This window comes from Maridesulfovibrio sp. (assembly GCF_965230075.1).
GTDB lineage: Bacteria > Desulfobacterota > Desulfovibrionia > Desulfovibrionales > Desulfovibrionaceae > Maridesulfovibrio.
In genome coordinates this window covers 3,563,357-3,588,526 of record NZ_OZ245945.1, presented here as the reverse complement: position 1 = coordinate 3,588,526, position 25,170 = coordinate 3,563,357, and the positions used below count along the sequence as shown (strand labels likewise).

Here is a 25,170-nt window from a genome sequence, read left to right as displayed (position 1 = left end):
GTGAAATCTCCTAATTCTGGTCGCCCAAGCGGACTCGGGGGTCCAGAATGGAGTAGATGATATCAACGATGAGGTTGATGATGATAAACATGGTCACGGTGATGAGCAGGTAAGCAACGATAACCGGACGGTCGAGGACTCCGATGGAGTCGATGACCAGCTTACCCATACCGGGCCAAGAGAAAATGGTCTCGGTAACAACCGCGAAAGCGATCAGTCCGCCGAATTCCATACCCAGAACAGTAACAACCGGGATCATGATATTTTTCATGACGTGAAGCCCGATGATGCGGGTATTGCTAAGTCCTTTGGCGCGGGCGAACTTAACGTAATCCATCTGGATATTTTCCTGTACACCGGCACGGCTGAGCCTGATGGCCAGCGAGGTTTTGAATAATGCGAGGTTCATGGCCGGGAGGATCAGGTGGCGGATACCGTCCCAAGTGAGAAAGCTGACCGGAACGCCGAGTAATTCTACTGTTTCCCCACGTCCTCCCGAGGGCAGCCAGCCCAGATAAACCGAGAAGATAATAATGAACATCAGTCCGACCCAGAAGGTTGGTAGACTGAAGCCCAGTATGGAGAAACGCATGATACTTCGCCCGAGTAGTGTATCAGACTTGATACCGGCGACCATGCCCAGCGGAATACCGAAAAATACGGCCATGAGCATGGCGGTCACGGCCAGCTCCATGGTTGCGGGCATACGCTGCATGATCAGCTTGAGCGCGGGCTCGTTGTAGACAAAGGAATTACCCAGATCGCCCTGCACTGCGTCCTTGAGGAAGCGCATGTACTGCTCGGGCAGGGGCTTATCCAGACCAAGTTCCTTGATGGCGCGGTCCCTTTCCGCCGGGGTGGCGTCAGGAGCGATGAGGATATCCACCGGGTTCCCGATACAGAATACACCGCCGAAAACCAGTACAGACATGACCAGCAGTACGACGATGGATTGTGAAATTCTTCGTATCAAAAATGCGAGCATGAAATTTTGCTCCAGTTAAAAAAGGGGCGCACTATGTACGCCCCTTTTGATTAGTTAATTATGCAGGCGTATTATTTAACAGTCTTGATGTTCCGGGGCAGAGTGTAACCGTCGGTACGGCCGTCGTACTCAAGACCCTTCTTGGAAGCCCAAACGTTTACCTGATAGTGGATGGGGATGATACCCAGATCGCCGATGCCCATTTCAGTGGCCTTGATGATCAGCTCGTTGTGCTTTGCAGGATCAACGGTGACCAGAGCCTTTTCGAGGGTAGCGTCAAGATCGGGGTTGGAGTAGCGACCACGGTTGGAAGAACCGAAGCCCTTTTCCTTATCATAGGTGTGCAGCAGGGCGCCGATGCAGTTGGACTGTTCACCGGTATCAGTTGCCCAGCCTACGAGCATGAAGCTGAACTCAAGGGCGGAAGCGCGGCCGAAGTATACACTCTTAGGCATGGTGTTAACTTCAGTTTTGATGCCGATCTTGGTCAGCATCTGGGCGATTGCCTGAGCGATGTCAGCATCGTTTACGTAACGGTCATTGGGACCGTGGATAACCAGTTTGAAACCTTCGGGGTAACCGGCGTCTGCGAGCAGAGCCTTGGCGCCTTTAGGATCGTATGCTTCAGGCTTGAGGCGTTTGCTGGTGCCTTCGTATCCGTCGGGAACCATCTGGCTCGCGGGTACTGCAAGACCGTCCATGATGCGACCGGCGATTGCGCGGCGGTTGATAGCCTTGGAGATGGCCTTACGTACACGGAAGTCTTTCAGGGGGTTCTTGATTTTTTCACCGTTGTTACCGGTAACGGTGGGGGAATCATCACGATCAGTGTCGAGGTGCAGGTAGATCAGACGGGTGGAGGGAGACTCGGAAAGAGTTACCTTTTTATTCTCAGCCAGACCGTCAACGTCTGCCGGGGGTACGAAGTTGATCATGTCAACATCGCCGGATTTCAGAGCTGCAACGCGGGTACCGTCGTTGGTGATGGGGCGAACTATGATTTCTTCCCAAGGCATTTTTTCGCCCCAGTAGTTATCGTTGCGCTTGTAGATGATTTTGTCACCGCGTTCCCACTTGACCAGTGCGTAAGGACCGGTACCGATACAGGCTTTGCCGGAGTTGAAATCTTCGGTGGAAGCGCCTTCAGCGTTCTTCTTGGAGATGATGGGGAAAGCCGCCATCTGACGGGGAAGAAGCGGAGCAGGTGCTTCGGTGGTGAAACGGATGGTCTGGGGATCAACAATATCGATCTTCTGGATGTTGGAAACAAATCCGGTGAAGGAAGAAGGACTGTTGGGTACGTTGGGGATGCGTTCAATGGTGAATTTTACGTCTTCAGCAGTGAACGGGGAACCGTCGTGAAATTTGACGCCTTCGCGGAGTTTGAACTCCCATACATTGTCGGAAACAGGTTTCCAGGAAAGAGCCAGGCCGGGCTTGAGCTTTTGTCTGGTATCCTGACGGACCAGCTTGTCGAAAACATACAGGGACTGCATGTTGTTTGCTGATACGTTGTGGAAATGAGGATCAAGAGAGGTGGGTTCACCTTTCAGGCCGAGGGTCAGTTTTTCTGCATGGGCCATGGTTGCTCCAAAGGCAAAGCAAGCCACGATAGCTAGAACAATCAATAGTTTTTGGCGCATTCAATACTCCTTTTTTCTCATTCTTATAAAACCTGATCTACCTTACATAAATCTCGTCTAAGATCAAGGTTTTGATTATTGTAGGATTAATGAATGCGTAAATATGAGTACGGGAAATTGATGTTTTTGTTATGTGCCGGGATTTCTTTTGATCATTCAATCAATATTAAACGTTTTGCTAAGCATAATAGGTAAGTTGTGATTGTTTTCACGATTGGGTGTCTGTTTCTTATGAATTGATTCACTATTTGAAAGATGCATTCAATATTAGCAGCTTTGTGACTGTAGAGTGAATGGAACAACGTTATTTTGTAGATGCAGCAAGGGCTTTATCAATGAGTTCTATGGATTTAACTGTTCGGTGAACCAAAGGCCCGCTGATGGTCTGGAAAGGGATGTTTCGGGAATTCAGTTCAGCAATGAACAGATTATGCATGTATTCCCGCTCTTCCGGCATGTCCCTCTGTCCGTCCGCCTGCCATCGAACATCGATGTCGCAGAGCAGGTAGATGCTGGGGCCAAGCTTCTTAAACTTATAGTTAAGCCAGTCGGGACATTGCCCGAAATAGTGCTTGGCGTAGACAATGGAAGATATGATGTCCGTATCACAGATAAGCGGATTATAGCCTTTGGCCGCAGTTTCTGTCTCAAGGCGAAATTGGCCCCGGGCAATGGGTATCACATCCTCCACGGTCAGGTTGCCGTTTTTAAGCTCGAAGTACTCGCGCAGGTATTCGGGCACGGATTTCACTTTGTAATGTTCGGCCAGCTTGGCGGCGAGGGTGGATTTTCCGGTGCACTCTGAGCCCGTAAGTACTACGCGGAGCATTCACACTCCCGCTCGGCGCGGTAGGACCTGAGCCAGCTGATGAATCCGAGCACGGCCATGGCTGTGTATACTGCCATGAGTCCGCTGTATCCGACCCAGCCTTTAGCGTAGTAAATACCGATATACATGACATCAGCAGTGATCCAGAGCAGCCAGTTTTCTATATATTTCTTGGCCAGCAGGTATTGGGCGATGAGGGAAAGTACAGTGGTCAAAGCGTCCCACCACGGAAAGGAGGCTTGCAGGTAGTTCTCCATGAGATATCCGGTGGGGATGAAAGCGGCCAGTCCGATAAGGGTTAGGCGAATCCCAAGTTTGCGGTCCACGCGTTGGACCTTGAGCGGGGTATTGTCTGTGCCGCCGCGCAGCCATTGATACCAGCCGTAGAATCCGAGCACCACATATACGAATTGCAGAAAGGCATCGGAATAAAGCTTGCCCTGAAAGACAATGACCATCCAGATTGCTACACTGACAATGCCGAAGGGCCAGCAGAGCGGATTTTGGCGTACACTCAATAATATATAGATGAGTCCGGTGGCGATGGAGAGTTGTTCGCCGAGGCTCATGGCGGTGATGAAATTAATGATGAAGTTGATGAGTTCCATGTGGTTCCTGCAATAGAGTGTTTGATTGTGTTGCGTTTAGTTCGGCAATGTTATCAGGTTCCAAAATAAAGTCCATTTATTGGAGATCTGTGCTGATGATATTTAAGTTTGTTGTGTGTTTTCCGGTACAGATTATTTTGCTATACGATTCTGGAAGTTTGAATCCAAGGAGGAAGTTATGAAAACTCTCGGAATTCTTGGCGGTATGAGCTGGGAATCAACAATATCATATTACAAGCTGCTCAATGAGGGCGTACGCGATAAAATGGGCGGCCTTCATTCCTGCCGCATGGTCATGCACAGTGTTGATTTTGCGCCCTTTGCAGAACAGATGGGACAGGGCGATTGGGAAAGTATCACTGCCGGATTGGTCAAGGGTGCCAAAAGTGTTGAGGCCGGAGGAGCCGATGCCCTGATCATTGCCACCAATACCATGCACAAGGCTGCCCTTGAAGTTCAGGCGGCGGTCAATATCCCCTTGCTGCATATGGCCGATGCTATTGCCGCAGGAGCGAAAAAGTGTGGAGCTTTCAAGCTCGGCCTGCTGGGGACGGCTTTTACAATGGAGCAGGATTTTTTGTCACGTCCGCTTAAAGAAAAATACGGTCTGGACGTTATTGTGCCGGATTGTGATGGGCGGTCCATGGTTCATCGCACAATCTTTGATGAGCTCTGCTGCGGAAAGATTATGGATAATACCAGAGAAGGGTATGCGAGAATCATCGAAGAAATGGCAGAGCAGGGTGCCGAGGCAATCGTACTCGGTTGCACAGAGATTGGGTTGCTGGTCAAGCCGGATGATGTGTCTGTGCCGCTAATTGATACGGTTGAGGCCCATGTTGAGTTGGCTTTGAATTATGTGTTGAAATAAAAAACGGGGTGTATCATACACCCCGTTTTTTATTGATTACTCAGTAGCAACAGCCACCCCGGAACCGATCAGGACCGACCCGGCACAGCGGTTGGCGATTTTCCATATTTTCGGGCTGCGAATGGCTGCGCGGCTACGGTCTCCCAGCCATGCGTATACCAGCAGCACTGCCAGTACTGTGGGTATTACTGAACAGGCTACGACAACCACATCACCTGAAGTGAGGGCCTGCAAATCCATGAAACCGGGTAGGAACCCACAATAGAATGCAATCAGCTTGGGGTTACCCAATGATACGCACAGCCCTGCTAGGTAGGTTTTGCCGAACCCTTTTTCTATGGGCAGGTTGGAACAGTCCGCAGCAGGCGGAGCTGCCAGCCAGCTTTTGACTCCCAGATATACCAGATAGGCCGCGCCGGCCCATTTCAAAATCATGAACCCTGTACCCAGTTTCTGGGCCACAAAGCCCATGCCGAAAATTGCCATGAGCAGGTAACAGAGATCGCCGCTGACTACGCCCAGACAGTAGAGGGCTGTGGACTTGAAGCCGCGTGAAACCGATTGGGCGATGATGGACATAACCCCCGGTCCGGGAATCAGTGCAAAAATTAAAACTGCAAATATCAGTGCTATTGTGGATGTGATGGTCATTGCTTTACTCCATTATTCATTGACCTGATTACTCCTCATCTTTTGTACGGTCCAGCAATTTATGCGTTGGCAGTAAAGGCATAGTCGTTTATCACAGGAGGATCAAAACCCTAACCGGATTTAGTGCATGCCTGAAAAGCAGTCCCTTCCTCTCCTTGAATTTGTTACCTTATGCAGTCTGGTTTTTATGGCCGTCTGCAACATCTCTGTATATTACAGCTTGAATGTTTATCTGCAGGAATTGGGGTTCACCAAGAGTCTGGCCGGCCTGCTGATCAGTGTTTATTCCCTGTCCGGTATGTTCATGTATGCCACGGTCAGCAACCGTATTACCGCTGTTAATGCCTATAGGTTTATGTTTGCGGGCATGGTGCTGGTATGTATCAGCGGCTGCGGCTATCTATATATTCATAATTTTTTACCACTCCTGTTGCTGCGCATCGGACAGGGGGTGGGAATTTTCATGGTTTTGGCCCCGTGTGTGACAATTCTAGTGTCCATGGTCAGTCAGGAAAATGTGGGGTCGGCGTTCAGTCTTTATTCCACGGCCTTGCTGTTACCCTATGCGGTCATGCCCCATGTTTCGGAGCAGGTAGGGGCCTTGGTGGAAGGTCCGGCATGGATTTATGCCGGAACGGCCGGATTCATTCCACTGGCATTTTTGCTGACCTTGTTTTTACAGTTCCGTACTTCGAAGATGGAAAAGCATGGACAGAGTTCAGAAGGAGCCATTTCCGCCCGTGAGTCCTACACCAACCTTATGCGTTTGAAGATATTTTCCGTTCTTACGGTTAATGGCGTTTACTTCATGATTTTTACCGGGCTGTTTTTTCTCTTTCAGGATTTTGCCCATTCAAGGGGAATTTCTCAGGCTGGGTATTTCTTTTCATTACAGATGGGGGTGATGATCGCCATCCGGCTGTTCGGCGGGACCTTGTTTGATCGTTTTTCCAAGCGCAGGTTGATCGTGACTGCCTTCGCGTTTACTGCCGGGGGCTTTGTGCTGCTTAACGGATTGCATGATGAATCTATGCTTCTGCCCATAGCTGTTGTATTCGGGATAGGCATGGGCTTAAGTGCTCCGGCCCTCAATTCGTTGATGTTTGTGGTCAGCGAACCCCGTTTTCGCGGTTTCAACGTTAATATGATGATGTTCACCGTGCACATGGGCTCGTTTTTAGGGCCGCTTATTGGCGGTGTTGCTGTGGATTCCATGGGTTATAGCGGATTTCTCTGGATTGCCGCTGCAGGAACTGCGGGTACGGCTCTGGTGTTTATGCTCTTGGGCAGGGTGAAATGATTTAGCACTGGCTGAAATCTCAAAAGATCTATACTCTGAAGGATAACGGTATGTTAAGTCAGGAGGAATACATGTCAGATATGCAATTTATGGAAGAGGCTTACAAGCTGGCGAAGAAAAGCTTTGATGAAGGCGGGTTGCCTATCGGGTCGGTGTTGGTCCGTGACGGGAAAATCATCGGTAGCGGACATAACCAGCGGGTTCAGAAAGGCGATCCCATTGCCCATGGTGAGATGGATTGTATCCGTAATGCCGGACGGCAGAAAACATATAAGGATACGACAATCTACACCACATTGTCGCCCTGTATGATGTGTTCAGGTACAATAGTACAGTTCGGTATCTCCCGGGTGGTTATCGGGGAAAATCGTAATTTCGGTGGTAATGAGGAATTCCTTGAGTCCAGAGGTGTACAGGTGGACATACTGAATCACCCCAAATGCATTGAGCTGATGGAACGTCTGAAAGCTGAAAAGCCTGCGCTTTGGGCGGAAGACATCGGGGAGTGAGTGGCTTTCCTTTATTGTGAAATTTATTTTTTTAAACTTTGGAATTTTTTATAAGCTTCACGAGCTGAAGTTGTTGACTCTGGAGCTAGTGAAATGACAGCTCTGCATATTGCACATGAGAAGGCTTTTCCTTGAATAAGTTCAGTCGTGTCAATGGGGATAGGGTTTCGACAAATCGGGCATTGAATGGTGGTGACCATGTTGGGAGCCGCGGTATTCGCCGGGGAATTGCTCTGAGGGGCGGTGTTCACGAGCCTGACAATGTACTTCGTGCTGAGCGCGTTTACCAGCTGCTGGCATTTGGCCGGGGTGTCAGAGCAATGGACTACGAGATTATCTTTAGCAATGGCGGTCATTGTTGTCAGTAGAAGTATGAGCGCAAAAGCCAGAGCGGATATCTTTTTCATTGTAAGCTCCATGGTTTGAGTCTGTTTTGTTTTATATCTTATTTAAAATACAAGCGCTACGGCAAATTTTTCAGATAGAATAAGAACGCAAAAAAGCCCTGCTTTATTTCTAAAGCAGGGCTTTTAATTGCTGTGGAGCTTCCGAGCAGGATTGAACTGCTGACCTCGTCCTTACCAAGGACGCGCTCTACCGACTGAGCCACGGAAGCACCTTTATATGGTGGCTTTCTTTAGCGATAATGTCTTGTAGACACGCTCAACCGCTATGCGGGAGCTTCGTCGAAAGCCTTAGGTGACTATTTTAAAGTATCCTGAGTTGTCAAAAGAAAGGGTCGCAGTCGTTTCGGCTACGACCCTTGGGGTCTCTTTTTGACGTGGTCGGGATGAGAGGATTTGAACCTCCGACCCCTTGAACCCCATTCAAGTGCGCTCCCAGGCTGCGCTACATCCCGACGTCACGAAGAGAGGTTCTATAGAAATGTATCGGACATGTCAACAAGTTGAAATCCTGATATGTAAATATTTTTTTGAATACCCTAAGTGTCTTGAACCCATGAAAAGGTTTAAAGAAGAGAATAGCGCGTTCCGAGCGGAGGATGCCGGGAAGGATTAAGGGTTTTCTGTGTAGCAAACGCAAAAAGCCCAGCTTTATTTCTAAAGCTGGGCTTTTAAATTGCTGTGGAGCTTCCGAGCAGGATTGAACTGCTGACCTCGTCCTTACCAAGGACGCGCTCTACCGACTGAGCCACGGAAGCACCTTTATATGATGGCTTTCTTTAGCGATAATGTCTTGTAGACACGCTCAACCGCTATGCGGGAGCTTCGTCGAAAGCCTTAGGTGACTATTTTAAAGTATCCTGAGTTGTCAAAAGAAAGGGTCGCAGTCGTTTCGGCTACGACCCTTGGGGTCTCTTTTTGACGTGGTCGGGATGAGAGGATTTGAACCTCCGACCCCTTGAACCCCAGAAACGTCGTTGAATTTGTATGCCTTGAAACTGTTAGATAAATTTGGACAAGGAGAATTTCTTTTGGGAAAAAGAGGATTTTGTGCTGAGGGCGGTTATCCTGTCACGGTAAAATTGTGATGATTGAATTATTTATAGATATGACTTGGGCGGAAAAATAGGTTACCCAAGTGACTAAGCCTGTTCTGGTTGCTTTTGAGAGTCAGAGTTGGAATGTTTATTTTATGCGTTAAAAAATTAATTCTTATAAGGAGTATGTATGTGGAGTGGTTTTTTTGAAACAATTCAAAACGAAATTGTATCTTGGAGTATACCGGCTTTTATTGGGTATTGTTTCGGAGAACTGGTCCAACTATTTAAAAGACGTAAAAGAAAAAATACAATTCAAATCCTGAAGACTGATTTGAAGGGATATGAAAATAAGATTCCCCCTGTAATTGATGTCTTCGATCATGCTGCCCCTGAATATGATTCTAGAGATATTACTTTAAAGAAGCATAATCTTAACTTCTTTCTTGGATTTGAAAATAAACTATCTCAACAATTAAGGGAGTATGGATTTCCATTAAAGGATGAGGTCGTTTTTAGAAGAGGATGGGATCTCAACACGCTTGAAGTTAAGCTGGGTATAAAAGGTTTGGCCAATCTTATCGAAAAGAAAAAACAAGCTGTTGCTCAGAGTATTTTAGATAAGCGTCTCTCAGGCCTCGAAAGGCATAACTCTCGAATGTATGGTTTATATTTATCAGGTGTTAACAGAAGTGAAGGGATTGAGGCTGATACATTAAAATTTGAATTTTATATAAGCGACTATTATACTCATTTAGTAATGCAGGCGGTTCAGCGTGAACTTGTTCAGACTGGATTTGAATTTGAACGTCCTAATAAAGCAGAAGATCTTGCTAAATACTATCCATTAACAGCAGCATTTGGAATTTGTTGCCATGTCCTTTTGAATAAAGGTGATGGGCCTGAGGTTGTTGTTTGTAAACGTAAGTCAGACCTCGATGTCTATGCGGATAGATGGCACACTAGTGTGGGAGAAGCTTTTTCCCTTGGTGATGCTATGGAGAAGAATGTTATGGTAGAGCCAAGTCTCGATAATGCTTTATATAAAGGTTTAAATGAAGAGCTTAGAATAAAGGATGACAGGATTTCAGGATATGGCTTTACAGAATATTGGTTTGACTCAGAAGTCTTTCAGGTCGGTGTCTTGGCGTATGCTTGTTTAGAACTTACAAGCGATTTTACTTACGAAATGTTTAAACGTGATGCAATGACCTCTAAAGATTCTACAATTGAGTTTCAAGATATTGATACAATTCTTTTGGAAAACATTGAGGAAGAAATTCATAAAAAAGAAAAAAAGTTTACTGCTACGTGTGAGGCTGGTTTGCTTTTTTTGGCAACTAGATACAGGGCAGGAGAGCTGCCGGTCGAACTTTTGTCAACGTCCCCCTAATGGCACTAACATTGAGCCTTATTTAAACATACTTCCAGGCTGCGTTACATCCCGACGTCACGAAGATAAGTTCGATGGCAATGTCTTTGACATGTCAACAGGTTGAAAGTCATAGATAAGGTTGTTTTGAAATTATACTAAGTGCCCTGAACTCTTAGCAAGATTGTAAATAAATAGGTGAACGTTTTGGGTAGATGGTTTCTTTAAGATAGAGAATATTCTGTGCAGACAAACGCAAAAAGCCCAGCTTTATTTCTAAAGCTGGGCTTTTAAATTGCTGTGGAGCTTCCGAGCAGGATTGAACTGCTGACCTCGTCCTTACCAAGGACGCGCTCTACCGACTGAGCCACGGAAGCACCTTTATATGGTGGCTTTCTTTAGCGATAATGTCTTGTAGACACGCTCAACCGCTATGCGGGAGCTTCGTCGAAAGCCTTAGGTGACTATTTTAAAGTATCCTGAGTTGTCAAAAGAAAGGGTCGCAGTCGTTTCGGCTACGACCCTTGGGGTCTCTTTTTGACGTGGTCGGGATGAGAGGATTTGAACCTCCGACCCCTTGAACCCCATTCAAGTGCGCTCCCAGGCTGCGCTACATCCCGACGTCACGAAGAGAGGTTCTATGGAAATGTGTCGGACATGTCAACAAGTTTTTTGAAAAAAATTAAAAACTTAAATTTCTTAAAAATATCAATAGTTAAAACGATTGAGAGACTCCGACTCTGATATGCCAAGATTCCTTGGAAAAAGCCCAATCCATACGCCCGAGATACTTGTTTACAAAGGCGGCAAGTCCGAATCCTGCATCATACTTCATGTCTGTATGCAATTCGCTGATGGACCACTGCGGGGCTACCCGGCCCATTTCGCCGAAGGCGATGAATTGCAGCCAGTCCACCTTTACTATCTTAAGATCCTTCAGGGGATTCCATTTGGGAATATAGCGGTATTCGGCGCTGTAATAGATGGCGGCCTTATCCCAGAAACGGTTGTCGTCGAATCCGCGCATGCGATAGCGGCCTCCTAAGGTAGCTCCTTCCCATGGTGGAGGTTGTTGGTCAGAGGCTACAGCACTGGTCCAGAAGCCGAGGGCGATAACCCGTTGTCTAGCCATGTCACTTTCGCCAAGTGAAAAGAATTTGCCATATTCAAATTCAAGTGAAGTCCATGCATCGGCGTGGGTCAGGCCGTCAAATCCTTGTGAAATTTGCAAGCGCTGCTTGCTGCCGCAGGATGGGTTCAAGGGGAAATCGGTGTTGTCGTAACGGATTCCGAGTCTTGCTCCGATACCTTTGTAGTGATGTTTGCCTTGCCCGTCTCCATCGTCAACATCCTGATGTCGATAAAAGGGGGTGAACTCAAGATAGGTTAGTCCGTTCTCAAGAGGATTCCATCCTTCCTTCCAAGCTGAGGAATCTGTTTCAACGGGGAGGCCGTCTTTTAAGTTGTAGGTGATAATCGGAGTGGTTTCGGCCTGCCCCCATGGGAGCACATATTTGAAAGTGGCTTCAAACATGTTGTCTATGCCCCGTCCCCGGTAGCGGTCGGTTTGTTTGGAATCGTTTGAGCCGCCGCGCGGATTATCCTGAGGTGCATCATAAACCCAAAGGTCGGGATATGTGCCGTCCATGGTGATGAAGTCGAGAAAGAGCCTGTCTGTATAGGGCATGCGGGCGTTGTTGATACTGGCGATGCCGGAAAGAGCTTCCTTGCCTGATACGTAAGCGGTTCCGGCAATACTCATCTGTCCATCCTGAAAACCACTAATTCCTGCGGCAACACCGCCTGCAAATCCGATTTGATCTGAGCGGAAAGCATACGGCATGATCAGCGAACGCTTTTTATTCTTCTTTTCTTCCGGCTTATCTACATCGTGCAACAAGGCCGGACCGAAGGTTGGTTTCTGGGCTGAAGCGGGGCATGCGATTGCGAATATGCTGATAATTATAACCCAGAACAGTAGGGCCGTCGGAGTGGGGTAGGTGTTTTTGCAGTGCTGCATGCTGTGTATTCCTCAAGTAATTATTTACAATAATGCCTTTTGTAAAAACAGTGCTTTTTTGAGTGTGGAATCTGTCTTTGCAAGGAAGAGTAAATAAAAAAACGGCGAAGCACAGGCTTCGCCGTTTTGGTTTTCAAGGCTGATTTTTAAGCGGAAGGTCCTTGCGGTGGTAGGGATTTTCCACATTTATCGCATTTTACCGCTTTGTCCTTGTCTTTAAGACTGACAATGGTGATTTTGCCGCATTGCGAGCATTTACGTTTGCGCTTAAAGGCTGCCAGAAGGCTCGAATATATGCCCCACATGTTGGTCCTGCATTTGCTGCCGGTTAAATGGTCTACCTGATTAATGCCATTCACACTTCCAGCCAGCGTAACCGCCTTCGGCGAATACTTGAATTTTATAAATGCCGGGGCTGACAGTGATATGTTCGGACATGCCTACAATCCTTTCTTCCACTACTTGCCCGTCTTTGGTCAAGATTTTTACGCGATAACGTTGCTGACCTCGCTTGTATGGATCAGTAAAACGCAGGGTGGTTCCGGATACGGTACTGAGTTCCCACTCACCTCTGCTGTCGGCGGTGCCTGCCTTAAGGCTGCCGTGGGCCAGACGCCAGTTAGCTGCCAGATTGCCCCTCACTTTTCTGGCGAAGTTCATTTTGGGGGTCGGCTGTTGGGGAGTCTCCACATGCTGTGCCGGGGGGGATGCAGACTGTGACGGACCGGATATCCTTGTTCCCCAGACCCGGTTGCCTATCTGGTTATGTCCGTCGACCCTGCTGCCGTCAGCGGAGATGGTCAGGATGTCCACCCACTTGCCGTTGCCCCAGACAACTTTGACCTTGCCATGTGCAGGATCGATACATTCCCAGCTGTTACCGTTTCCGGGCATGCTTCCACCTGCATAAAATTCCGCTTGTGACCCGGTAAACCATCTCCATTTACCCACAAGCTTTTCACATGCATTCCCTGAACCTCCATATGGTGAAGCTCCGTTGTGAGAGCTGCTTCCTGCGCTGTGGGGCGGAGAGAAGCGCAGGCTGTTAATACTTTGGTAAACAAGGTTCTGGTATTGGTGGGCAAGGGCCTCGGCAAAGACCCCGATAGCTACGACAGCCCCGCCGTTGGCATAGGTGAAAATTGCGTAGGCGTGCAATTGGTTACCATTGTAATATGAACTGTACTCCCGGAAGATTGCCGGATGGTTATCCTGCATCACATTGCGACTGGTGATGCGGTTTTGGAAATAGGCTCCGCCACGCTGGAGGATTCCCCGTTCCATGCCGTCGGCGATGGTTTGCAGGCCGGGATTGTTGCCTGCCGCTGCATAGACTTCAATGAAGGCGTTGCGGTCCGGGGAGATTACCTGTTTTTTCAGGTCCTCGGAAAGTCCTTGGGTGTTGTGTGTCCAGCCGGTTGGTGTCTGTATCCAAAAATCATAGTCATCATAGGCTGTGGCGGGGTGGGCATGGCAAAGCAAAATGGCCGCAGCCAACAGAATGAATACAAAGGAGTGTTTATGGATGGACATATCTTTCCTCCGGCTGAAAATGGGTTTTAGACCTTACCAGATCATAACATATGAGCAGAAGTTTTTGAAAATTTATATGCGGATGAAATAGGAGTTGTGAAAGCTCTGTTAGTTTGGAAATAAAAAAATATATCAGGTTAATATTTCTTAATAAGGTTCGGTCCTGTTGTTGCTGCATCCCCGGTCAGACAAAGGAACAGGCAAATATTGCCTCTTTGGAAAAAATGATCAGGAGGATACCATGAGCGTTTCCAGTATAGGCAGCTCATCAGTAAGTGGGCTGTTTTCAGATCAGATGAATCAGATGAAACGTCCTGAGGATTTTGATTCCTCGGAAGATTTCGTCAGTTCTATTATCGGTGATCAGGACAGTGATGGCGATGGTCAACTAAGCTCGGCTGAAGCAGGTTTCTTGGGGGAAATGTTTGCTGAGATTGATTCTGACGGTGACGGCTCGCTTTCACAGGAAGAAATGGTTGCGGATTTGGAAAGCAGGCAGCAGCAGAAAGCCATGATGGGTAAGATGTCTGTTTCCATGGGCGATAACCCCGGCCAGAATTTGATTGATTCCTTGATGGAAGAGCTTGATAGCGACGGTGACAGCATGATTAGTGCTGAAGAATCCGGGCTGAGTGATGAATTATTCAACAACCTTGATATCGATGGTGACGGCAACCTTTCAGCTGAAGAGTTGCAGGCCAGCATGACCCCGCCGGAAGGTATGGGGAATGCTGTAGCAAGCAGTAGTTCATCCAGCAGCTCTTCCGGCAGTGAAGATTCTGAAGAGGAATACGACGAATATGATTTCAATCAGGACGGCGTAGTTACTTTAGATGAGTTGCAGAAGGCATTTGCAAATGGGGACACTTCACTTGCAGGTATAGTCGGTGAAAATTCTCAAATGAACCAGCAGAACGCTGAAGAAAACGGCCAGTCCGGCCAGTCTGTTTTGCAGCGTATGGCTATGCGAGCTTACCAGCAGCAGAGCGCAACTACTTCCGCCAGTGAGTTGCTTGGCTCAAGCGCATAGATTTCAGTCTTATGCATAAGGCTGTGAACGGATTCACGGCCCGACGTATTAATTCAAAGTAAGGATATATGTCGTGAACATGGATGTAGAAAAAGGCTTGCCTGACATCAGGTAAGCCTTTTCCGTTAAAGTGCGTTTGCTAAAATTTTCAGCAATTCTTTCTCGGTAAGTTCGACGGGATTGCCTTTCATGCTGCTGGCCCGTGCGGCCTTAGTGGCAAGGGACCTGAAATCTTTCTCTTGAACCCCGATTTCCCCCAGCCCGGGAATTTTCATTTCCGTGCAGATATCTTTAACCCATTCAATTCCATCCACGGCTTGAGCTGTGCTGTTTCCGGTCAGGATTTGCGCGATTTCATCATAAGCGGCAAGGGCCGGGTGCTGTGGATCGCGTTCTTTCAGGGCACGGATATTTATTTCCATTACATAGGGCAGCAGGGCTGCACAAACAGCTCCGTGCGGGGCCTTGAATTCTCCGCCAAGCGGGGCTGCGAATCCATGCACGGCACCAAGTTTTGCATTAGCGAGAGTGATGCCGGAAAAGAGACTGGCTAGAGCCATACCCGTGCGGGCTTCTATGTCCTGCCCGTCTTGGTAGGCACGGAGTATTGAACGCGCCCCATGCTGCAAACCTTCTCGGCAGAGTGCATTGGTCATGGGCGAGGCGAATCTTGATACAAATGATTCCATGAGCTGGGTCAGGGCATCCAGTCCGGTGGCGGCAGTAACTGCCGGGGGAGCGGAAAGGGTCAGTAGAGGGTCGACCACTGCAATGTCCGGGATCATGTCCGCAGAACGCAGGCTGACTTTGACCTTGTGCTCGGCGCAGAGCAGGACCGCGTTGGTGGTTACTTCCGAACCAGTGCCCGAGGTCGTAGGTGCGGCAATCAGCGGTAATGGTTTTTCAGTCAGGGGCATGCCTTTGCCGACCACTTCCAGATAGTCCAGCACATCCCGTTTGTTGGGGATTAGTGCTGCAATGGCTTTGCCTGCATCCAGCACGCTGCCTCCGCCTACAGCCACAACAATGTCGCAACCCTGTGTACGGGCATCTGCTGCGTGTCCGGCAATCAGTTTCGTGTCCGGTTCTCCGGCAATGGAAATAGTATGCAGGGATAATCCCCTGTCCTGTAATTCATCAATGAGCCAATGAATCCTTTTTGGGGATTTCCCGGTTACAAGGCAAACATTGTTGCCCATCGTTTTGGCCTGCTCGGGAATGGAGCGGGCGCTTTCCGAGCCGAAGACGATTTTTGGTGCGGTGGAAAATTGAAAATTCATACTTAATGATACCACCTCTCATGGAGAGCGGCAATTCGTTTTCATCTTTGAAAATTTTGAATTGAAAATATGGTTTCATTAAGTTTGTTTTTCGTTAACGAAAATTGTTGAAATGAAGTTATAGTGATGTTAACGCGTTTGTAACATTCGCGAATTAATTTTGTTTTTTGAGGTGCGTACGCTTTTAAGATTGAGGATAATTTGACTGTAGTAATATGAAAAACATTCAGGAGTGAACAATGGATTTTCGTAAATTAGCCAACTATGTGCTCATGGTAGGTATGTCCGGACTTGTACTTGTCGGGTCCGGCTGTGTTGCCAAGAATAGTGGAATTCAGGTCGGGCCCCGTCCTTACTATCTTGTTAATGATTTGGACGAGGGAAAGTTGAAAAACGAGCTGAAAAAGAATGAGGACGCACCTATGCAGCGTACAGATTTCTCCATCGGCCATCGCGGGGCCTGCATGCAGTTTCCCGAACACACCAAAGAATCCTATGAAGCTGCGGCCCTTATGGGAGCCGGGATTTGTGAATGTGATGTGACCTTCACCAAGGACCGTGAGTTGGTTTGCCGCCATTCCCAGTGCGACCTTGCCACAACCACCAATATCCTGCTTATTCCCGAGTTGGCCGCCAAGTGTACCCAGCCTTTCCAGCCTGCCGAGTATGATGCGGACGGAAATATGATCAAGCCTGCTTCTGCTAAATGCTGTACCAGCGATATTACCCTCGCCGAGTTCAAGCAGCTGCAGGGTAAGATGGATGCTTCCAATTCTAAAGCCAGAACTGTTGCGGAATTTCTTGATGCTACTCCTAGTTGGAGGACTGACCGCTATTCCGGTACCGGTACAGTCATGACCCACGCTGAAAGTATCGAGCTTTTCAAAAAGCTGGGCATGAAGATGACTCCTGAGCTGAAAAGCCCCAGTGTCGCCATGCCTTTTCAGGGGGACTACACTCAGCAGCAGTATGCGCAGCAGATGATTGATGAGTACAAGGCTGCGGGAGTTGATCCGAAAAACGTTTTCGCCCAGTCCTTCAATCTTGATGACGTCAAATACTGGCTCAAAAATGATCCTGCTTTCGGTAAGCAGGCAGTTTTCCTTGATGACCGTTACGATGATAAAAGCTTCGATTACCAGAACCCTGCAACATGGTCTCCCTCCATGGAAGAGCTAGTTGCCGATGGCGTAAAGATCATCGCCCCTCCGCTGTGGATGTTGGTTACTGTTGAAAACGGCAAGATGGTTCCTTCTGTCTATGCCAAGGAAGCCAAAGCTGCCGGACTGGATATTATTGCCTGGTCCCTTGAACGTTCCGGTCTGCTCAAAAACGGCGGCGGATGGTATTACCAGTCTGTAAACGATATCGTTACCAAGGATGCTGATACTTTGGTTCTGCTGAATGTTCTTGCTGAAGATGTCGGCGTAATCGGTGTGTTCTCCGACTGGCCCGGTACTGTGACTTTCTTTGCTAACAAGAAAGGTCTGAAGTAGTTTTATCTATATAAGTGTCTAAGGGACGTCCTGCAGGGCGTCCCTTTTTTATTTAATCATCCAAAAAGCTGATTGCTATCAGGTTTGCCTCTGGTAAGTTCGATCATACAATCCATGGAGGCCTTCATGAAACCGATCAAAGTTACCATATTTTCAGATTATATTTGACCCTACTGCTATATCGGCAAAGGTATTGTCGAAAAATTGCAGCAGGAATTCGCCATCGAAGATGAATGGCTGCCCTATGAAATTCATCCTGATACCCCGGCAGGGGGCGTACGGCTGGATGAATATTTCCCGGGCATGAAGCCGGAACTGTTTTTTGAAGAGATAAATCAGCGCGGCAAGCGTTATGATGTTTTTTTCGGTCCTCAGCAGATTATGAGTAATTCCCGTCTTGCACTTATGGGCGGGGAGTTTGCCAAGGAACATGGGGGCTATCACCAATACCATGAAGCTGTGTTCAAAGCCTTTTTTACTGATTGTAAAAACATCGGCGATATGGATGTTCTGCTGGATGCAGCGCGTGAATCAGGTTTTGATGAGCAGGCTTTTAAAGAAGCACTGGAGCAGGGTGCTTATCTGGATAAGCTGAAGGAAACCACCCAGCTAGCCCGCGATAAATGGGTGAATGCCGCACCGACCTTTGTTATCGAAGGACATGGCAATGTTACCGGGGCTGCTTCCATTGAAAGTTTTCGGGAAATTTTTTCCAGGCTGAGAGACGTGCAGAAATAGAAAATTTTGATTCACGAAGAATTCACACCAGTAAAGGCAAGGTCCGTTCCTAAATGGGGCGGACTTTGTTCTTTTTTGTTTAAACAACATTAAGATTATAAATTTTGCAAATTCATCATTTACCTTTTGATAGCTTCCATTTATGGAATCGCTGCTTTGGCTGTTTTATGGTCAGATCAGCTTTGTATTTTTGCATTGGAGTTAAGTATGCTTTTCAGATCAATTATCGCATTTTTTGCGATTTTCTGCCTAGTCGGGCTGATGTTTTTCAATATCGGGTGCTCAGCAATAGCCTATTCAGATTTTGAACCAGAGAATCCTTATGAGGATCTGCCCAAGTCCAGTATTCCCGAGGTAATGGGATTCAATCTTTATTTCAGTGATTATTGCTAATATTTAGCCTTCTTTCGTATTTTTATAAATGACACAATCTTGTCATCTAAACGGGGTGTTCCCGTAATTTATTTGTCAAAAATATCGCGCATATATTCTGTGGACGGAGGGGTGGTTTAATCCTGACTAAAATGGAGTAATATTATGGAAAGACGCGAATTCTTGAAGATGAGTATTGTTGCCGGGGCCGCTGTTGCCGCCTCTACTATGCCCGCCATGGCTGAGGCTTCCTACACTGAGTTTACAATTAAAGAATGCATGAAACTGACCCCGCAGCAGATGGCTGAAAATTCCGGCGCGGTCATGGAGTCATGGAAGTATATTCAGAGACAGGCTGCGAGCATCAAGAACCCCAAGCTGCGCAAGGCAGTGCAGGATATCATTGCTAATCCTGCTCCCAAACTCATGAGTGCTGTTTCCGGTCGCAAGAAGGAAGTTTACCGGGAACTCGAAAAGAACGGTTGGCTCAAGGGTGTTTCCTACGATGCCTTTCTGCCTGAAAACGGTTCCTCCAAAAAAGCTAACCAGCCTTTCTACACCGCTCCCGGCAGCGGATATACCAGCCATCATAGCTATCCCGGCGGACTCGCCACTCACACAGCCCTTAACGTTGAGATGTCTCTGGCTCTCTACGACAACTACGATAAAATTTACGGTTTCAACCTTGATCGTGATGTGATTGTTGCTGCCCAGATCCTGCACGACCTGCATAAGCCGTGGGTTTTTCAGTGGCAGAAAGACGGCTCCAGTCGCAATGAGAATAAGCTTGCCGGTACCGGAGAACACCATGTTCTCGGAGTTGCGGAATCTATCGTGCGCGGGCTTCCCGCTGAAGTTTGTGTCGCACAGGCATGTGCCCATAATCATCCCGGTTTTTCCAAAGACGAAGAAGGTCCGGTGCGTTGGCTCAAGGCTGCTGCTATCATTGCTGATGTCGACCCGGTCAAGTTCGGCCTGCTTGCTGCCGACGGCAAGACTCTTCCTCTGCAGCGCAGCATGGAAGCTTTTGTTACCCACCTTGGCGACCACGACTGGGTGTTGACCGTACCTGCTGCCAAGTGGCTCATCCCGGCCATGGAAGAAATTGCCATGCAGGATTATGGTCTGAACAAGGCTGATATCAAGTCTGCCAAGTTCTATGCTTTCCGCAACACTGTGTTCAGTCAGGCCACGATCATGACGCTTTACCACCTGATGCAGAAAGACGGTAAGGAAGCACTGCGCAAGCAGGTTCACGCCATTGTTAAAGCTTAAATTTTAAGTCGATAGGCAAATAAAAAAGGCGGTTGTCAATGACAACCGCCTTTTTTCGTGACAATGAAAATCGTCTTAACTTTCCATGTATTCGTGCAGAGCCTTGCAAAGCTGGTCAGCACAGGAAGTGGATTTCTTGCCGCAGGTGATCCCTTCAAGAGTCTCAATGATCTTGGGAAGTTCCATTCCTTCCACAAGGGCGGAGATAGCCTTGAGGTTACCGTCACAGCCGCCGGTGAAATTTACATAGGTAAGTTTGTCACCTTCCACTTTGTAGCGGATCAGTTTAGCACAGACGCCTTTAGGGGTGAAAACATGGGTGTCCGCAGGTGCTTCAACTCCGCCGAGGGGAGTGAGCATGGTCGGTTGAAGTGTGATGTTTTCCATTTCGTCCTCTGTATTTGATTAAAGTCATATCCGCTGCAGGATGCTGCGGGTAAAGTTGAATTGATTGTGCTGAAAGTTTTTCATCATGAAAATGCGGGTCAGGTCAAGGGGCTTTTAAGCTCGTTTTGAGGCTTGCGCTTTGACTTTTTCGACTTATTATGGAATTTCGTAGCTTTGCTGTTTGGCAAAAAAAGAAAATTAATTTGAACTTAATATATAAGGATGGGTGGCATGCTGAAAAGAATTGCTGACAGTCCCTTAAAATTTTTTCCCGCAGCTTTTCGTAATTATCCTGCACGGCTTCAAGTGGAGGTGACCACCCGTTGCAATATGAATTGCTCTATGTGTGTAAAATATGCGCCGGAAAGCGATATTTCTGAATTGGATCTGAGTATTGAAGACTTTAAAAAACTCGGTCCGGCCTTGGAGCATTGCGAGAAGTTGGTCCTGAACGGTATCGGAGAGCCTTTGCTGCATCCTGATCTTGCAGCCATTGCTTCTTTTGCCCGTGAACACATGACAAAGCAAGGTTCCATCGGTTTCCAGACCAACGGATTGCTTTTTACAGAGCAGCGGGCCCGGGAGTTGGTTGAGTCCGGGGTGGATACCTTCTGTGTTTCTGTTGATTCACTGGATTCCTCAGCCACTGAAGGGGAATTGCATGGACAGTCCAGCACTGATCGCTTGGCGCACACCTTTTCACTTTTGAATCAGGCAGCACAGGAGATCGGGAAAAAGATTAGGTTGGGTGCGGAATTTGTGCTCATGGCCGATACCTATAAGCAATTGCCTGATGTGATTCGCTGGGCTGCAGGGCAGGGTGTGGAGTTCATTCTTTGTTCACATGTGCTTGCCTATCACAAATCCATGCAGGAACAGTCCCTGTTCAACCCTAACACTCCCGCAGCAGTTGAGCTTTTTGACAAGTGGAAGAACATTGCCTGCGAGCGCGGTCAGGATTTGCAGAATTATTTCGGATTTGTCTGGACTCCGGGCCGGAGTATGAAGCGCGAGCAGCTTTTTGACTTGATCCGCGAAATGCGTGCCGAAGCTGAGAGCCGCGATGTCTGGATTAACCTGCGCAGGCTTGCTGATTGGGATCTGCGCAGCCAGGCAGAAGAGTATCGGGAGTTGAAGGAAATCTATTCCCGGTCTGAAGAACTGGCCGCAGAATTGGGCGTAGAATTGCGTTTGCCGCCGCTCATGGCTGAAAACGAACTGCGCTGTTCATTTATAGAAGACGGGGCCGCATTCATCACTTCAAAAGGTGAGGTCTCGCCTTGCCCGTTTCTCTGGCACAGCTGCACCTGTTATCTGGACGGCAGTGAAAAACTGCTTCGTCAGAAGAAATTCGGAAATATTGCTGAATCTGGGATGGGTGAAATCTGGAAGTCCGAACCTTATGAGGCCTTCCGTGTCGAGGTCCTTGAATACGAATATCCGTATTGTTCCAACTGCCCCATGGTTCCCTGTGATGATATCATCGGGCGCAGTAATGAATTCGAGTATGATTGTCTGGGAGTGGAAGTTCCCTGCGGACATTGCCCATGGGCTATGGGTGGACTCAAGTGTTTAATGTGATCATTCTTTTGAAAATGAACATTCAAATGAAAAAGGCGGCTCATGTGAGCCGCCTTTTTTTTATTCTTCGTCTTCGGAATCTCGTTCAGTAACGTAGAGTTCCACTTCTTTACTCTTCATAAGGTCACAGAAGACCTGCGGCGGACGCTTATCGGTGAATATTGCATCAATTTCACCGAGGTCGGCGATGCGGACCATGGCGTTGCGGTTGAATTTAGTGTGGTCGGTGACCAGAAAAATATTGCGGGCATTGTTGATGATTTCACGGGCTACACGCACTTCGTGGTAATCGTAGTCGAGCAGGGTACCGTCTTCATCAATGCCGGAAACCCCGATAATGCCGTAATCAACCTTGAATTGCTTTATGAATTCAACAGTGGCTTCACCGGTGATCCCCTTGTCGCGCTGGCGGACCATGCCCCCGGCTACGATTACTTCGCAGTCGTTGTTACTCATGGTCTGGGCAACATTGAGGTTGTTGGTGATAATGCGCAGGGATTTGTGGTTGGAAAGGGCTTTGGCGACTTCTTCGGTGGTTGTTCCGATATTTATGAACATGGAAGCATGTTCGGGGATATGCTTGGCAACCATCTCCGCAATAAGCCGTTTTTCCTGATGCAGGATGTTCCTGCGTGCACTGTAATCAACGTTTTCAACACTGGAAGCCCTGCCTGCTCCGCCATGAAAGCGTTGCAAAAGGTTGTTTTTACAGAGTTTGTTGATATCCCGTCTGATTGTCTGGGGAGTTACTTCAAAATGTTGTGCAAGGGACTCAATTGGAGTGAAGCCTCTTTCATTTACAATGTTAAAGATTTCCCGTTGCCTTTTGGATAATGATTCGAGGTTGAACTTCATGCCTTTCTGTTTTCTTTTTTGTCTTTCAGTCAAAACGACCGCTCCTTCCTTTCGCCACCGAACAATTTTGCTTATATAATGAGAGACTTCGGTATTTTTGGTTGTTTTTCTACCCAAAGGTATTCATTTAATGTAAAATGAAAATTGATCGTTAATAACCTTTCTTTAGCAGCACTCGCGTTCACAAGCAAGGTAAACCACTTTGTTTTATTTTCCGGTGGAGTTGTTTATTGATCATACTGCTATTCTTAAATGAAAAACAAGCTAAATTAAAAGATTCTAAAAGGTTTTGGTCGCTGATAACGATAAATGGGTGCTTTTTTTGATTCGCTGATCGAAAATGTATTTTCAGTCGTAAGGTCTGGGTTTTATTTTCTTTTTATATAAAAGTCTTGCAAAATGAAAATAAATTCTTGTCATATTGTTTTCAATATGTCACATTTTGTTCAAAAGCGAAACGGAAAGAGGTGGCTTTAGAAATTTTCAGCGTTTCGTTTTGAAATATGATGCGTGGGAGGAATCCGACTCCCGGAAGGCTTTTCTTCGGTTTCGGGTTCATATGTTCATTACAATTTTTATCCACCGTTCGCGGTTGGTTTATAGAGTGGGTGTTGCATGAAACGTTCAGATTATATTCAGCAGATGGAAGACAGCTCAAAAGTCTGGGATTTCATTATTATAGGTGGTGGTGCTACCGGTCTTGGTTCCGGTCTTGATGCTGCTGCCCGTGGTTATTCCGTTCTTCTTCTTGAGCAGGGCGACTTCGCCGAAGCTACTTCCAGCCGTAGTACCAAAATGGTTCACGGTGGTGTCAGATACCTTGCGCAGGGTAATATTTCCCTGGTTATGGAAGCTCTGTACGAGCGTGGTATTCTCAAGCAGAACGCTCCGCACATGTGCTACAACCAGAAGTTCATTGTTCCCGACTATAAATGGTGGGGTCTTCCTTACTACGGTATCGGCCTGAAATGCTATGACATGCTGGCTAGAAAATACAGCTTCGGTCCTTCCCAGATCTTTACTAAAGGTAAAGTTATGCAGGAAGTTCCCGGCGTTCTTGCCAAGGGCCTTAAGGGCGGCGTGACTTACCACGACGGTCAGTTTGACGATGCTCGTCTTGCTCTGACTCTTGCCCGTACTATGGCTGACATGGGTGGTTGCCCCATGAACCACACCAAGGTTACCAACCTTGTTAAGAACTCCAACGGCTATGTCTGCGGTGTTCAGGCTGAAGACAAGCTCTCCGGCAAAAGCTATGAGCTCAAAGCCAAGGCTGTTATCAACGCCACCGGTATTTTCACCGATGACGTTATGAACATGGATAACCCCGACCACAAGAAACTCATCGCACCCAGTCAGGGTATTCACATTGTTATCGACCGTGAATTCCTCGGTGGTGAAACCGGTATTATGGTTCCCAAGACCGATGACGGTCGCGTAATTTTCTTCGTGCCCTGGCACGGCAAGGTTGTTGTAGGTACCACTGATACCGCTCTTGACGGTGTCTGCATGGAACCCAAGCCTCTTGAAGAGGAAATCAACTTCCTCGTTGAGCACTCCGCAAGATACCTTGCCAAGGCTCCGACCCGCGCTGACGTACGCAGTGTTTTCACCGGTATCCGTCCCCTTATTGCTGCAGGTGATTCCGAATCCACCTCCGCTCTTTCAAGGGACCATTACCTGACCGTGTCTCCCAATAAGCTGCTGACCATTGCCGGCGGTAAGTGGACCACTTACAGACACATGGCTGAAGACTGCATTGACAACGCAATTCAGATGGGCGGCCTGCCTTTCCGTCCCTGCGTGACCAAGAACGTTAAGCTGCACGGTTACACTGAAGAGTTCGATCACAACGATCACATGCATGTTTACGGTAGCGAAGCTGCTGAGATCATGGCTCTGGCTGAAGAATACCCCGAGCTTGATGCACGCATGCATGAAAGACTGCCTTACTCTTGGCTCGAAGTTGTCTGGGCTGCTCGTCACGAATGGGCACAGACCGTTGGTGATGCCCTGTCCCGCAGGACCAGAGCACTGATCATCGACGCTAAGGCTGCCAATGAAGTTGCACCCAAAGCTGCTGAAATCATGGCTAAAGAGCTTGGTAAAGATGAGGCTTGGATTAAAGAGCAGATTGAACAGTTCCAGGAGCTGGCTAAGAACTATATTGTAGACTAACATATAATATATTGCGATTTCCCCGGTACGGGTGTTGATGTACCCCTACTGCACCAACGCCCAACCGGACTATTGCATAAACATATTTCGCACTGTTTTTAGTGCACCATATTCTCCAAAGAACGATGGGGGGCTTCCCTACCCCCGTCACCACTTCCCTTTGCCGTCGGTCGCCTGGGCCGACGGCTTCTTTTTTTTCATTTTAGTGCAAAAAAA

General features: G+C 47.7%; 22 protein-coding genes and 5 tRNA genes. 11 read left to right on the top strand and 16 right to left on the bottom strand.

Annotated elements, in window-relative coordinates:
- Positions 1–10 precede the first annotated feature (10 nt).
- From ACO05Z_RS16280 to pnuC, 4 genes are all read right to left on the bottom strand, one after another.
- On the bottom strand, positions 11–985 hold the full coding sequence (locus tag ACO05Z_RS16280) for an ABC transporter permease (protein ID WP_421903234.1): 975 nt from the start codon (positions 983–985) through the stop codon (positions 11–13).
- A 71-nt stretch (positions 986–1,056) separates the two neighbouring features.
- Entirely contained in the window at positions 1,057–2,628 is a 1,572-nt protein-coding gene (locus ACO05Z_RS16275; RefSeq protein WP_421903233.1) for an ABC transporter substrate-binding protein, read from the bottom strand.
- 304 nt (positions 2,629–2,932) lie between these two features.
- Positions 2,933–3,457 (bottom strand): AAA family ATPase, encoded by a 525-nt coding sequence (locus ACO05Z_RS16270; protein ID WP_421903232.1) that lies wholly within the window; start codon positions 3,455–3,457, stop codon positions 2,933–2,935.
- Complete coding sequence (gene pnuC, locus ACO05Z_RS16265) at positions 3,445–4,065, bottom strand: nicotinamide riboside transporter PnuC (RefSeq protein ID WP_421903231.1); 621 nt, start codon at positions 4,063–4,065, stop codon at positions 3,445–3,447. The genes ACO05Z_RS16270 and pnuC overlap by 13 nt, the downstream gene beginning before the upstream one ends.
- 178 nt (positions 4,066–4,243) lie before the next feature.
- Here pnuC and ACO05Z_RS16260 point away from each other — a divergent pair, with 178 nt between their 5' ends.
- A complete protein-coding gene (locus tag ACO05Z_RS16260) occupies positions 4,244–4,936 on the top strand; it encodes an aspartate/glutamate racemase family protein (protein WP_421903230.1) in 693 nt (230 codons plus the stop codon).
- 36 nt (positions 4,937–4,972) lie between these two features.
- On the opposite strand, the gene ACO05Z_RS16255 is transcribed toward ACO05Z_RS16260, so the two are convergent.
- The gene (locus tag ACO05Z_RS16255; RefSeq protein ID WP_421903229.1) at positions 4,973–5,587 is read right to left on the bottom strand and encodes a LysE family translocator; all 615 of its coding nucleotides are present in this window, start codon (positions 5,585–5,587) and stop codon (positions 4,973–4,975) included.
- A 127-nt stretch (positions 5,588–5,714) separates the two neighbouring features.
- On the opposite strand from ACO05Z_RS16255, the gene ACO05Z_RS16250 reads away from it, so the two are divergent.
- Together ACO05Z_RS16250 and ACO05Z_RS16245 are read left to right on the top strand one after the other, a co-directional pair.
- The gene (locus tag ACO05Z_RS16250; protein WP_421903228.1) at positions 5,715–6,887 is read left to right on the top strand and encodes an MFS transporter; all 1,173 of its coding nucleotides are present in this window, start codon (positions 5,715–5,717) and stop codon (positions 6,885–6,887) included.
- 71 nt (positions 6,888–6,958) lie between these two features.
- Entirely contained in the window at positions 6,959–7,396 is a 438-nt protein-coding gene (locus ACO05Z_RS16245; RefSeq protein WP_421903227.1) for a nucleoside deaminase, read from the top strand.
- A gap of 23 nt (positions 7,397–7,419) precedes the next feature.
- On the opposite strand, the gene ACO05Z_RS16240 is transcribed toward ACO05Z_RS16245, so the two are convergent.
- The 4 genes from ACO05Z_RS16240 to ACO05Z_RS16225 all read right to left on the bottom strand — a co-directional run bounded on the left by ACO05Z_RS16240 (position 7,420) and on the right by ACO05Z_RS16225 (position 8,558).
- Entirely contained in the window at positions 7,420–7,803 is a 384-nt protein-coding gene (locus ACO05Z_RS16240; protein ID WP_421903226.1) for a hypothetical protein, read from the bottom strand.
- Between the two features lie 133 nt (positions 7,804–7,936).
- Positions 7,937–8,012, bottom strand: a tRNA-Thr gene (locus ACO05Z_RS16235).
- A 166-nt stretch (positions 8,013–8,178) separates the two neighbouring features.
- Positions 8,179–8,255 (bottom strand) — tRNA-Pro (locus tag ACO05Z_RS16230).
- A 227-nt stretch (positions 8,256–8,482) separates the two neighbouring features.
- Positions 8,483–8,558: transfer RNA gene (locus tag ACO05Z_RS16225), tRNA-Thr, on the bottom strand.
- Between the two features lie 469 nt (positions 8,559–9,027).
- On the opposite strand from ACO05Z_RS16225, the gene ACO05Z_RS16220 reads away from it, so the two are divergent.
- Positions 9,028–10,230 (top strand): hypothetical protein, encoded by a 1,203-nt coding sequence (locus ACO05Z_RS16220; RefSeq protein WP_421903225.1) that lies wholly within the window; start codon positions 9,028–9,030, stop codon positions 10,228–10,230.
- 280 nt (positions 10,231–10,510) lie between these two features.
- Here ACO05Z_RS16220 and ACO05Z_RS16215 read toward each other — a convergent pair.
- The 4 genes from ACO05Z_RS16215 to ACO05Z_RS16200 form a co-directional block, all read right to left on the bottom strand.
- Positions 10,511–10,586: transfer RNA gene (locus tag ACO05Z_RS16215), tRNA-Thr, on the bottom strand.
- Between the two features lie 166 nt (positions 10,587–10,752).
- Positions 10,753–10,829, bottom strand: a tRNA-Pro gene (locus tag ACO05Z_RS16210).
- A 95-nt stretch (positions 10,830–10,924) separates the two neighbouring features.
- Positions 10,925–12,229: a BamA/TamA family outer membrane protein gene (locus ACO05Z_RS16205; protein ID WP_421903224.1), complete on the bottom strand. Its 1,305-nt coding sequence runs from the start codon at positions 12,227–12,229 to the stop codon at positions 10,925–10,927.
- Between the two features lie 345 nt (positions 12,230–12,574).
- On the bottom strand, positions 12,575–13,762 hold the full coding sequence (locus ACO05Z_RS16200) for a hypothetical protein (protein ID WP_421903223.1): 1,188 nt from the start codon (positions 13,760–13,762) through the stop codon (positions 12,575–12,577).
- Positions 13,763–14,003: 241 nt separating this feature from the next.
- Between ACO05Z_RS16200 and ACO05Z_RS16195 the strand changes: the two genes are divergently transcribed.
- Positions 14,004–14,792: an EF-hand domain-containing protein gene (locus ACO05Z_RS16195; RefSeq protein ID WP_421903222.1), complete on the top strand. Its 789-nt coding sequence runs from the start codon at positions 14,004–14,006 to the stop codon at positions 14,790–14,792.
- A 125-nt stretch (positions 14,793–14,917) separates the two neighbouring features.
- Here the strand turns inward: ACO05Z_RS16195 and ACO05Z_RS16190 are convergent, their stop codons facing one another.
- The gene (locus ACO05Z_RS16190; protein ID WP_421903221.1) at positions 14,918–16,072 is read right to left on the bottom strand and encodes an iron-containing alcohol dehydrogenase; all 1,155 of its coding nucleotides are present in this window, start codon (positions 16,070–16,072) and stop codon (positions 14,918–14,920) included.
- Between the two features lie 239 nt (positions 16,073–16,311).
- Between ACO05Z_RS16190 and ACO05Z_RS16185 the strand changes: the two genes are divergently transcribed.
- From ACO05Z_RS16185 to ACO05Z_RS16170, 4 genes are all read left to right on the top strand, one after another.
- Entirely contained in the window at positions 16,312–17,568 is a 1,257-nt protein-coding gene (locus ACO05Z_RS16185; RefSeq protein ID WP_421903220.1) for a glycerophosphodiester phosphodiesterase family protein, read from the top strand.
- Positions 17,569–17,748: 180 nt separating this feature from the next.
- Positions 17,749–18,306 carry a DsbA family oxidoreductase gene (locus ACO05Z_RS16180; protein ID WP_421904195.1) on the top strand — a complete coding sequence of 186 codons (558 nt, stop codon included), beginning with the start codon at positions 17,749–17,751 and terminating at the stop codon, positions 18,304–18,306.
- Positions 18,307–18,513: 207 nt separating this feature from the next.
- Complete coding sequence (locus ACO05Z_RS16175; protein WP_421903218.1) at positions 18,514–18,699, top strand: hypothetical protein; 186 nt, start codon at positions 18,514–18,516, stop codon at positions 18,697–18,699.
- A 144-nt stretch (positions 18,700–18,843) separates the two neighbouring features.
- A complete protein-coding gene (locus ACO05Z_RS16170) occupies positions 18,844–19,953 on the top strand; it encodes a metal-dependent phosphohydrolase (protein WP_421903217.1) in 1,110 nt (369 codons plus the stop codon).
- A 75-nt stretch (positions 19,954–20,028) separates the two neighbouring features.
- Here the strand turns inward: ACO05Z_RS16170 and ACO05Z_RS16165 are convergent, their stop codons facing one another.
- Positions 20,029–20,340: a TIGR03905 family TSCPD domain-containing protein gene (locus tag ACO05Z_RS16165; protein WP_421903216.1), complete on the bottom strand. Its 312-nt coding sequence runs from the start codon at positions 20,338–20,340 to the stop codon at positions 20,029–20,031.
- 231 nt (positions 20,341–20,571) lie between these two features.
- Here ACO05Z_RS16165 and ACO05Z_RS16160 point away from each other — a divergent pair, with 231 nt between their 5' ends.
- On the top strand, positions 20,572–21,921 hold the full coding sequence (locus ACO05Z_RS16160; protein WP_421903215.1) for a radical SAM/SPASM family putative metalloenzyme maturase: 1,350 nt from the start codon (positions 20,572–20,574) through the stop codon (positions 21,919–21,921).
- A gap of 60 nt (positions 21,922–21,981) precedes the next feature.
- Here the strand turns inward: ACO05Z_RS16160 and ACO05Z_RS16155 are convergent, their stop codons facing one another.
- Positions 21,982–22,776, bottom strand: coding sequence for a DeoR/GlpR family DNA-binding transcription regulator (locus tag ACO05Z_RS16155; RefSeq protein WP_421904194.1), 795 nt, complete (start codon positions 22,774–22,776; stop codon positions 21,982–21,984).
- A gap of 615 nt (positions 22,777–23,391) precedes the next feature.
- Here ACO05Z_RS16155 and ACO05Z_RS16150 point away from each other — a divergent pair.
- Positions 23,392–24,954 (top strand): glycerol-3-phosphate dehydrogenase/oxidase, encoded by a 1,563-nt coding sequence (locus ACO05Z_RS16150; protein WP_421903214.1) that lies wholly within the window; start codon positions 23,392–23,394, stop codon positions 24,952–24,954.
- Positions 24,955–25,170: the final 216 nt, after the last annotated feature.

Excerpts from the sequence above, each read along its gene's own strand:
- ACO05Z_RS16280 (WP_421903234.1), bottom strand. The coding sequence starts at position 985 with ATGCTCGCATTTTTGATACGAAGAATTTCACAATCCATCGTCGTACTG.
- ACO05Z_RS16275 (WP_421903233.1), bottom strand. The coding sequence starts at position 2,628 with ATGCGCCAAAAACTATTGATTGTTCTAGCTATCGTGGCTTGCTTTGCC.
- ACO05Z_RS16270 (WP_421903232.1), bottom strand. The coding sequence starts at position 3,457 with ATGCTCCGCGTAGTACTTACGGGCTCAGAGTGCACCGGAAAATCCACC.
- pnuC (WP_421903231.1), bottom strand. The coding sequence starts at position 4,065 with ATGGAACTCATCAACTTCATCATTAATTTCATCACCGCCATGAGCCTC.
- ACO05Z_RS16260 (WP_421903230.1), top strand. The coding sequence starts at position 4,244 with ATGAAAACTCTCGGAATTCTTGGCGGTATGAGCTGGGAATCAACAATA.
- ACO05Z_RS16255 (WP_421903229.1), bottom strand. The coding sequence starts at position 5,587 with ATGACCATCACATCCACAATAGCACTGATATTTGCAGTTTTAATTTTT.
- ACO05Z_RS16250 (WP_421903228.1), top strand. The coding sequence starts at position 5,715 with ATGCCTGAAAAGCAGTCCCTTCCTCTCCTTGAATTTGTTACCTTATGC.
- ACO05Z_RS16245 (WP_421903227.1), top strand. The coding sequence starts at position 6,959 with ATGTCAGATATGCAATTTATGGAAGAGGCTTACAAGCTGGCGAAGAAA.
- ACO05Z_RS16240 (WP_421903226.1), bottom strand. The coding sequence starts at position 7,803 with ATGAAAAAGATATCCGCTCTGGCTTTTGCGCTCATACTTCTACTGACA.
- ACO05Z_RS16220 (WP_421903225.1), top strand. The coding sequence starts at position 9,028 with ATGTGGAGTGGTTTTTTTGAAACAATTCAAAACGAAATTGTATCTTGG.
- ACO05Z_RS16205 (WP_421903224.1), bottom strand. The coding sequence starts at position 12,229 with ATGCAGCACTGCAAAAACACCTACCCCACTCCGACGGCCCTACTGTTC.
- ACO05Z_RS16200 (WP_421903223.1), bottom strand. The coding sequence starts at position 13,762 with ATGTCCATCCATAAACACTCCTTTGTATTCATTCTGTTGGCTGCGGCC.
- ACO05Z_RS16195 (WP_421903222.1), top strand. The coding sequence starts at position 14,004 with ATGAGCGTTTCCAGTATAGGCAGCTCATCAGTAAGTGGGCTGTTTTCA.
- ACO05Z_RS16190 (WP_421903221.1), bottom strand. The coding sequence starts at position 16,072 with ATGAATTTTCAATTTTCCACCGCACCAAAAATCGTCTTCGGCTCGGAA.
- ACO05Z_RS16185 (WP_421903220.1), top strand. The coding sequence starts at position 16,312 with ATGGATTTTCGTAAATTAGCCAACTATGTGCTCATGGTAGGTATGTCC.
- ACO05Z_RS16175 (WP_421903218.1), top strand. The coding sequence starts at position 18,514 with ATGCTTTTCAGATCAATTATCGCATTTTTTGCGATTTTCTGCCTAGTC.
- ACO05Z_RS16170 (WP_421903217.1), top strand. The coding sequence starts at position 18,844 with ATGGAAAGACGCGAATTCTTGAAGATGAGTATTGTTGCCGGGGCCGCT.
- ACO05Z_RS16165 (WP_421903216.1), bottom strand. The coding sequence starts at position 20,340 with ATGGAAAACATCACACTTCAACCGACCATGCTCACTCCCCTCGGCGGA.
- ACO05Z_RS16160 (WP_421903215.1), top strand. The coding sequence starts at position 20,572 with ATGCTGAAAAGAATTGCTGACAGTCCCTTAAAATTTTTTCCCGCAGCT.
- ACO05Z_RS16155 (WP_421904194.1), bottom strand. The coding sequence starts at position 22,776 with ATGAAGTTCAACCTCGAATCATTATCCAAAAGGCAACGGGAAATCTTT.
- ACO05Z_RS16150 (WP_421903214.1), top strand. The coding sequence starts at position 23,392 with ATGAAACGTTCAGATTATATTCAGCAGATGGAAGACAGCTCAAAAGTC.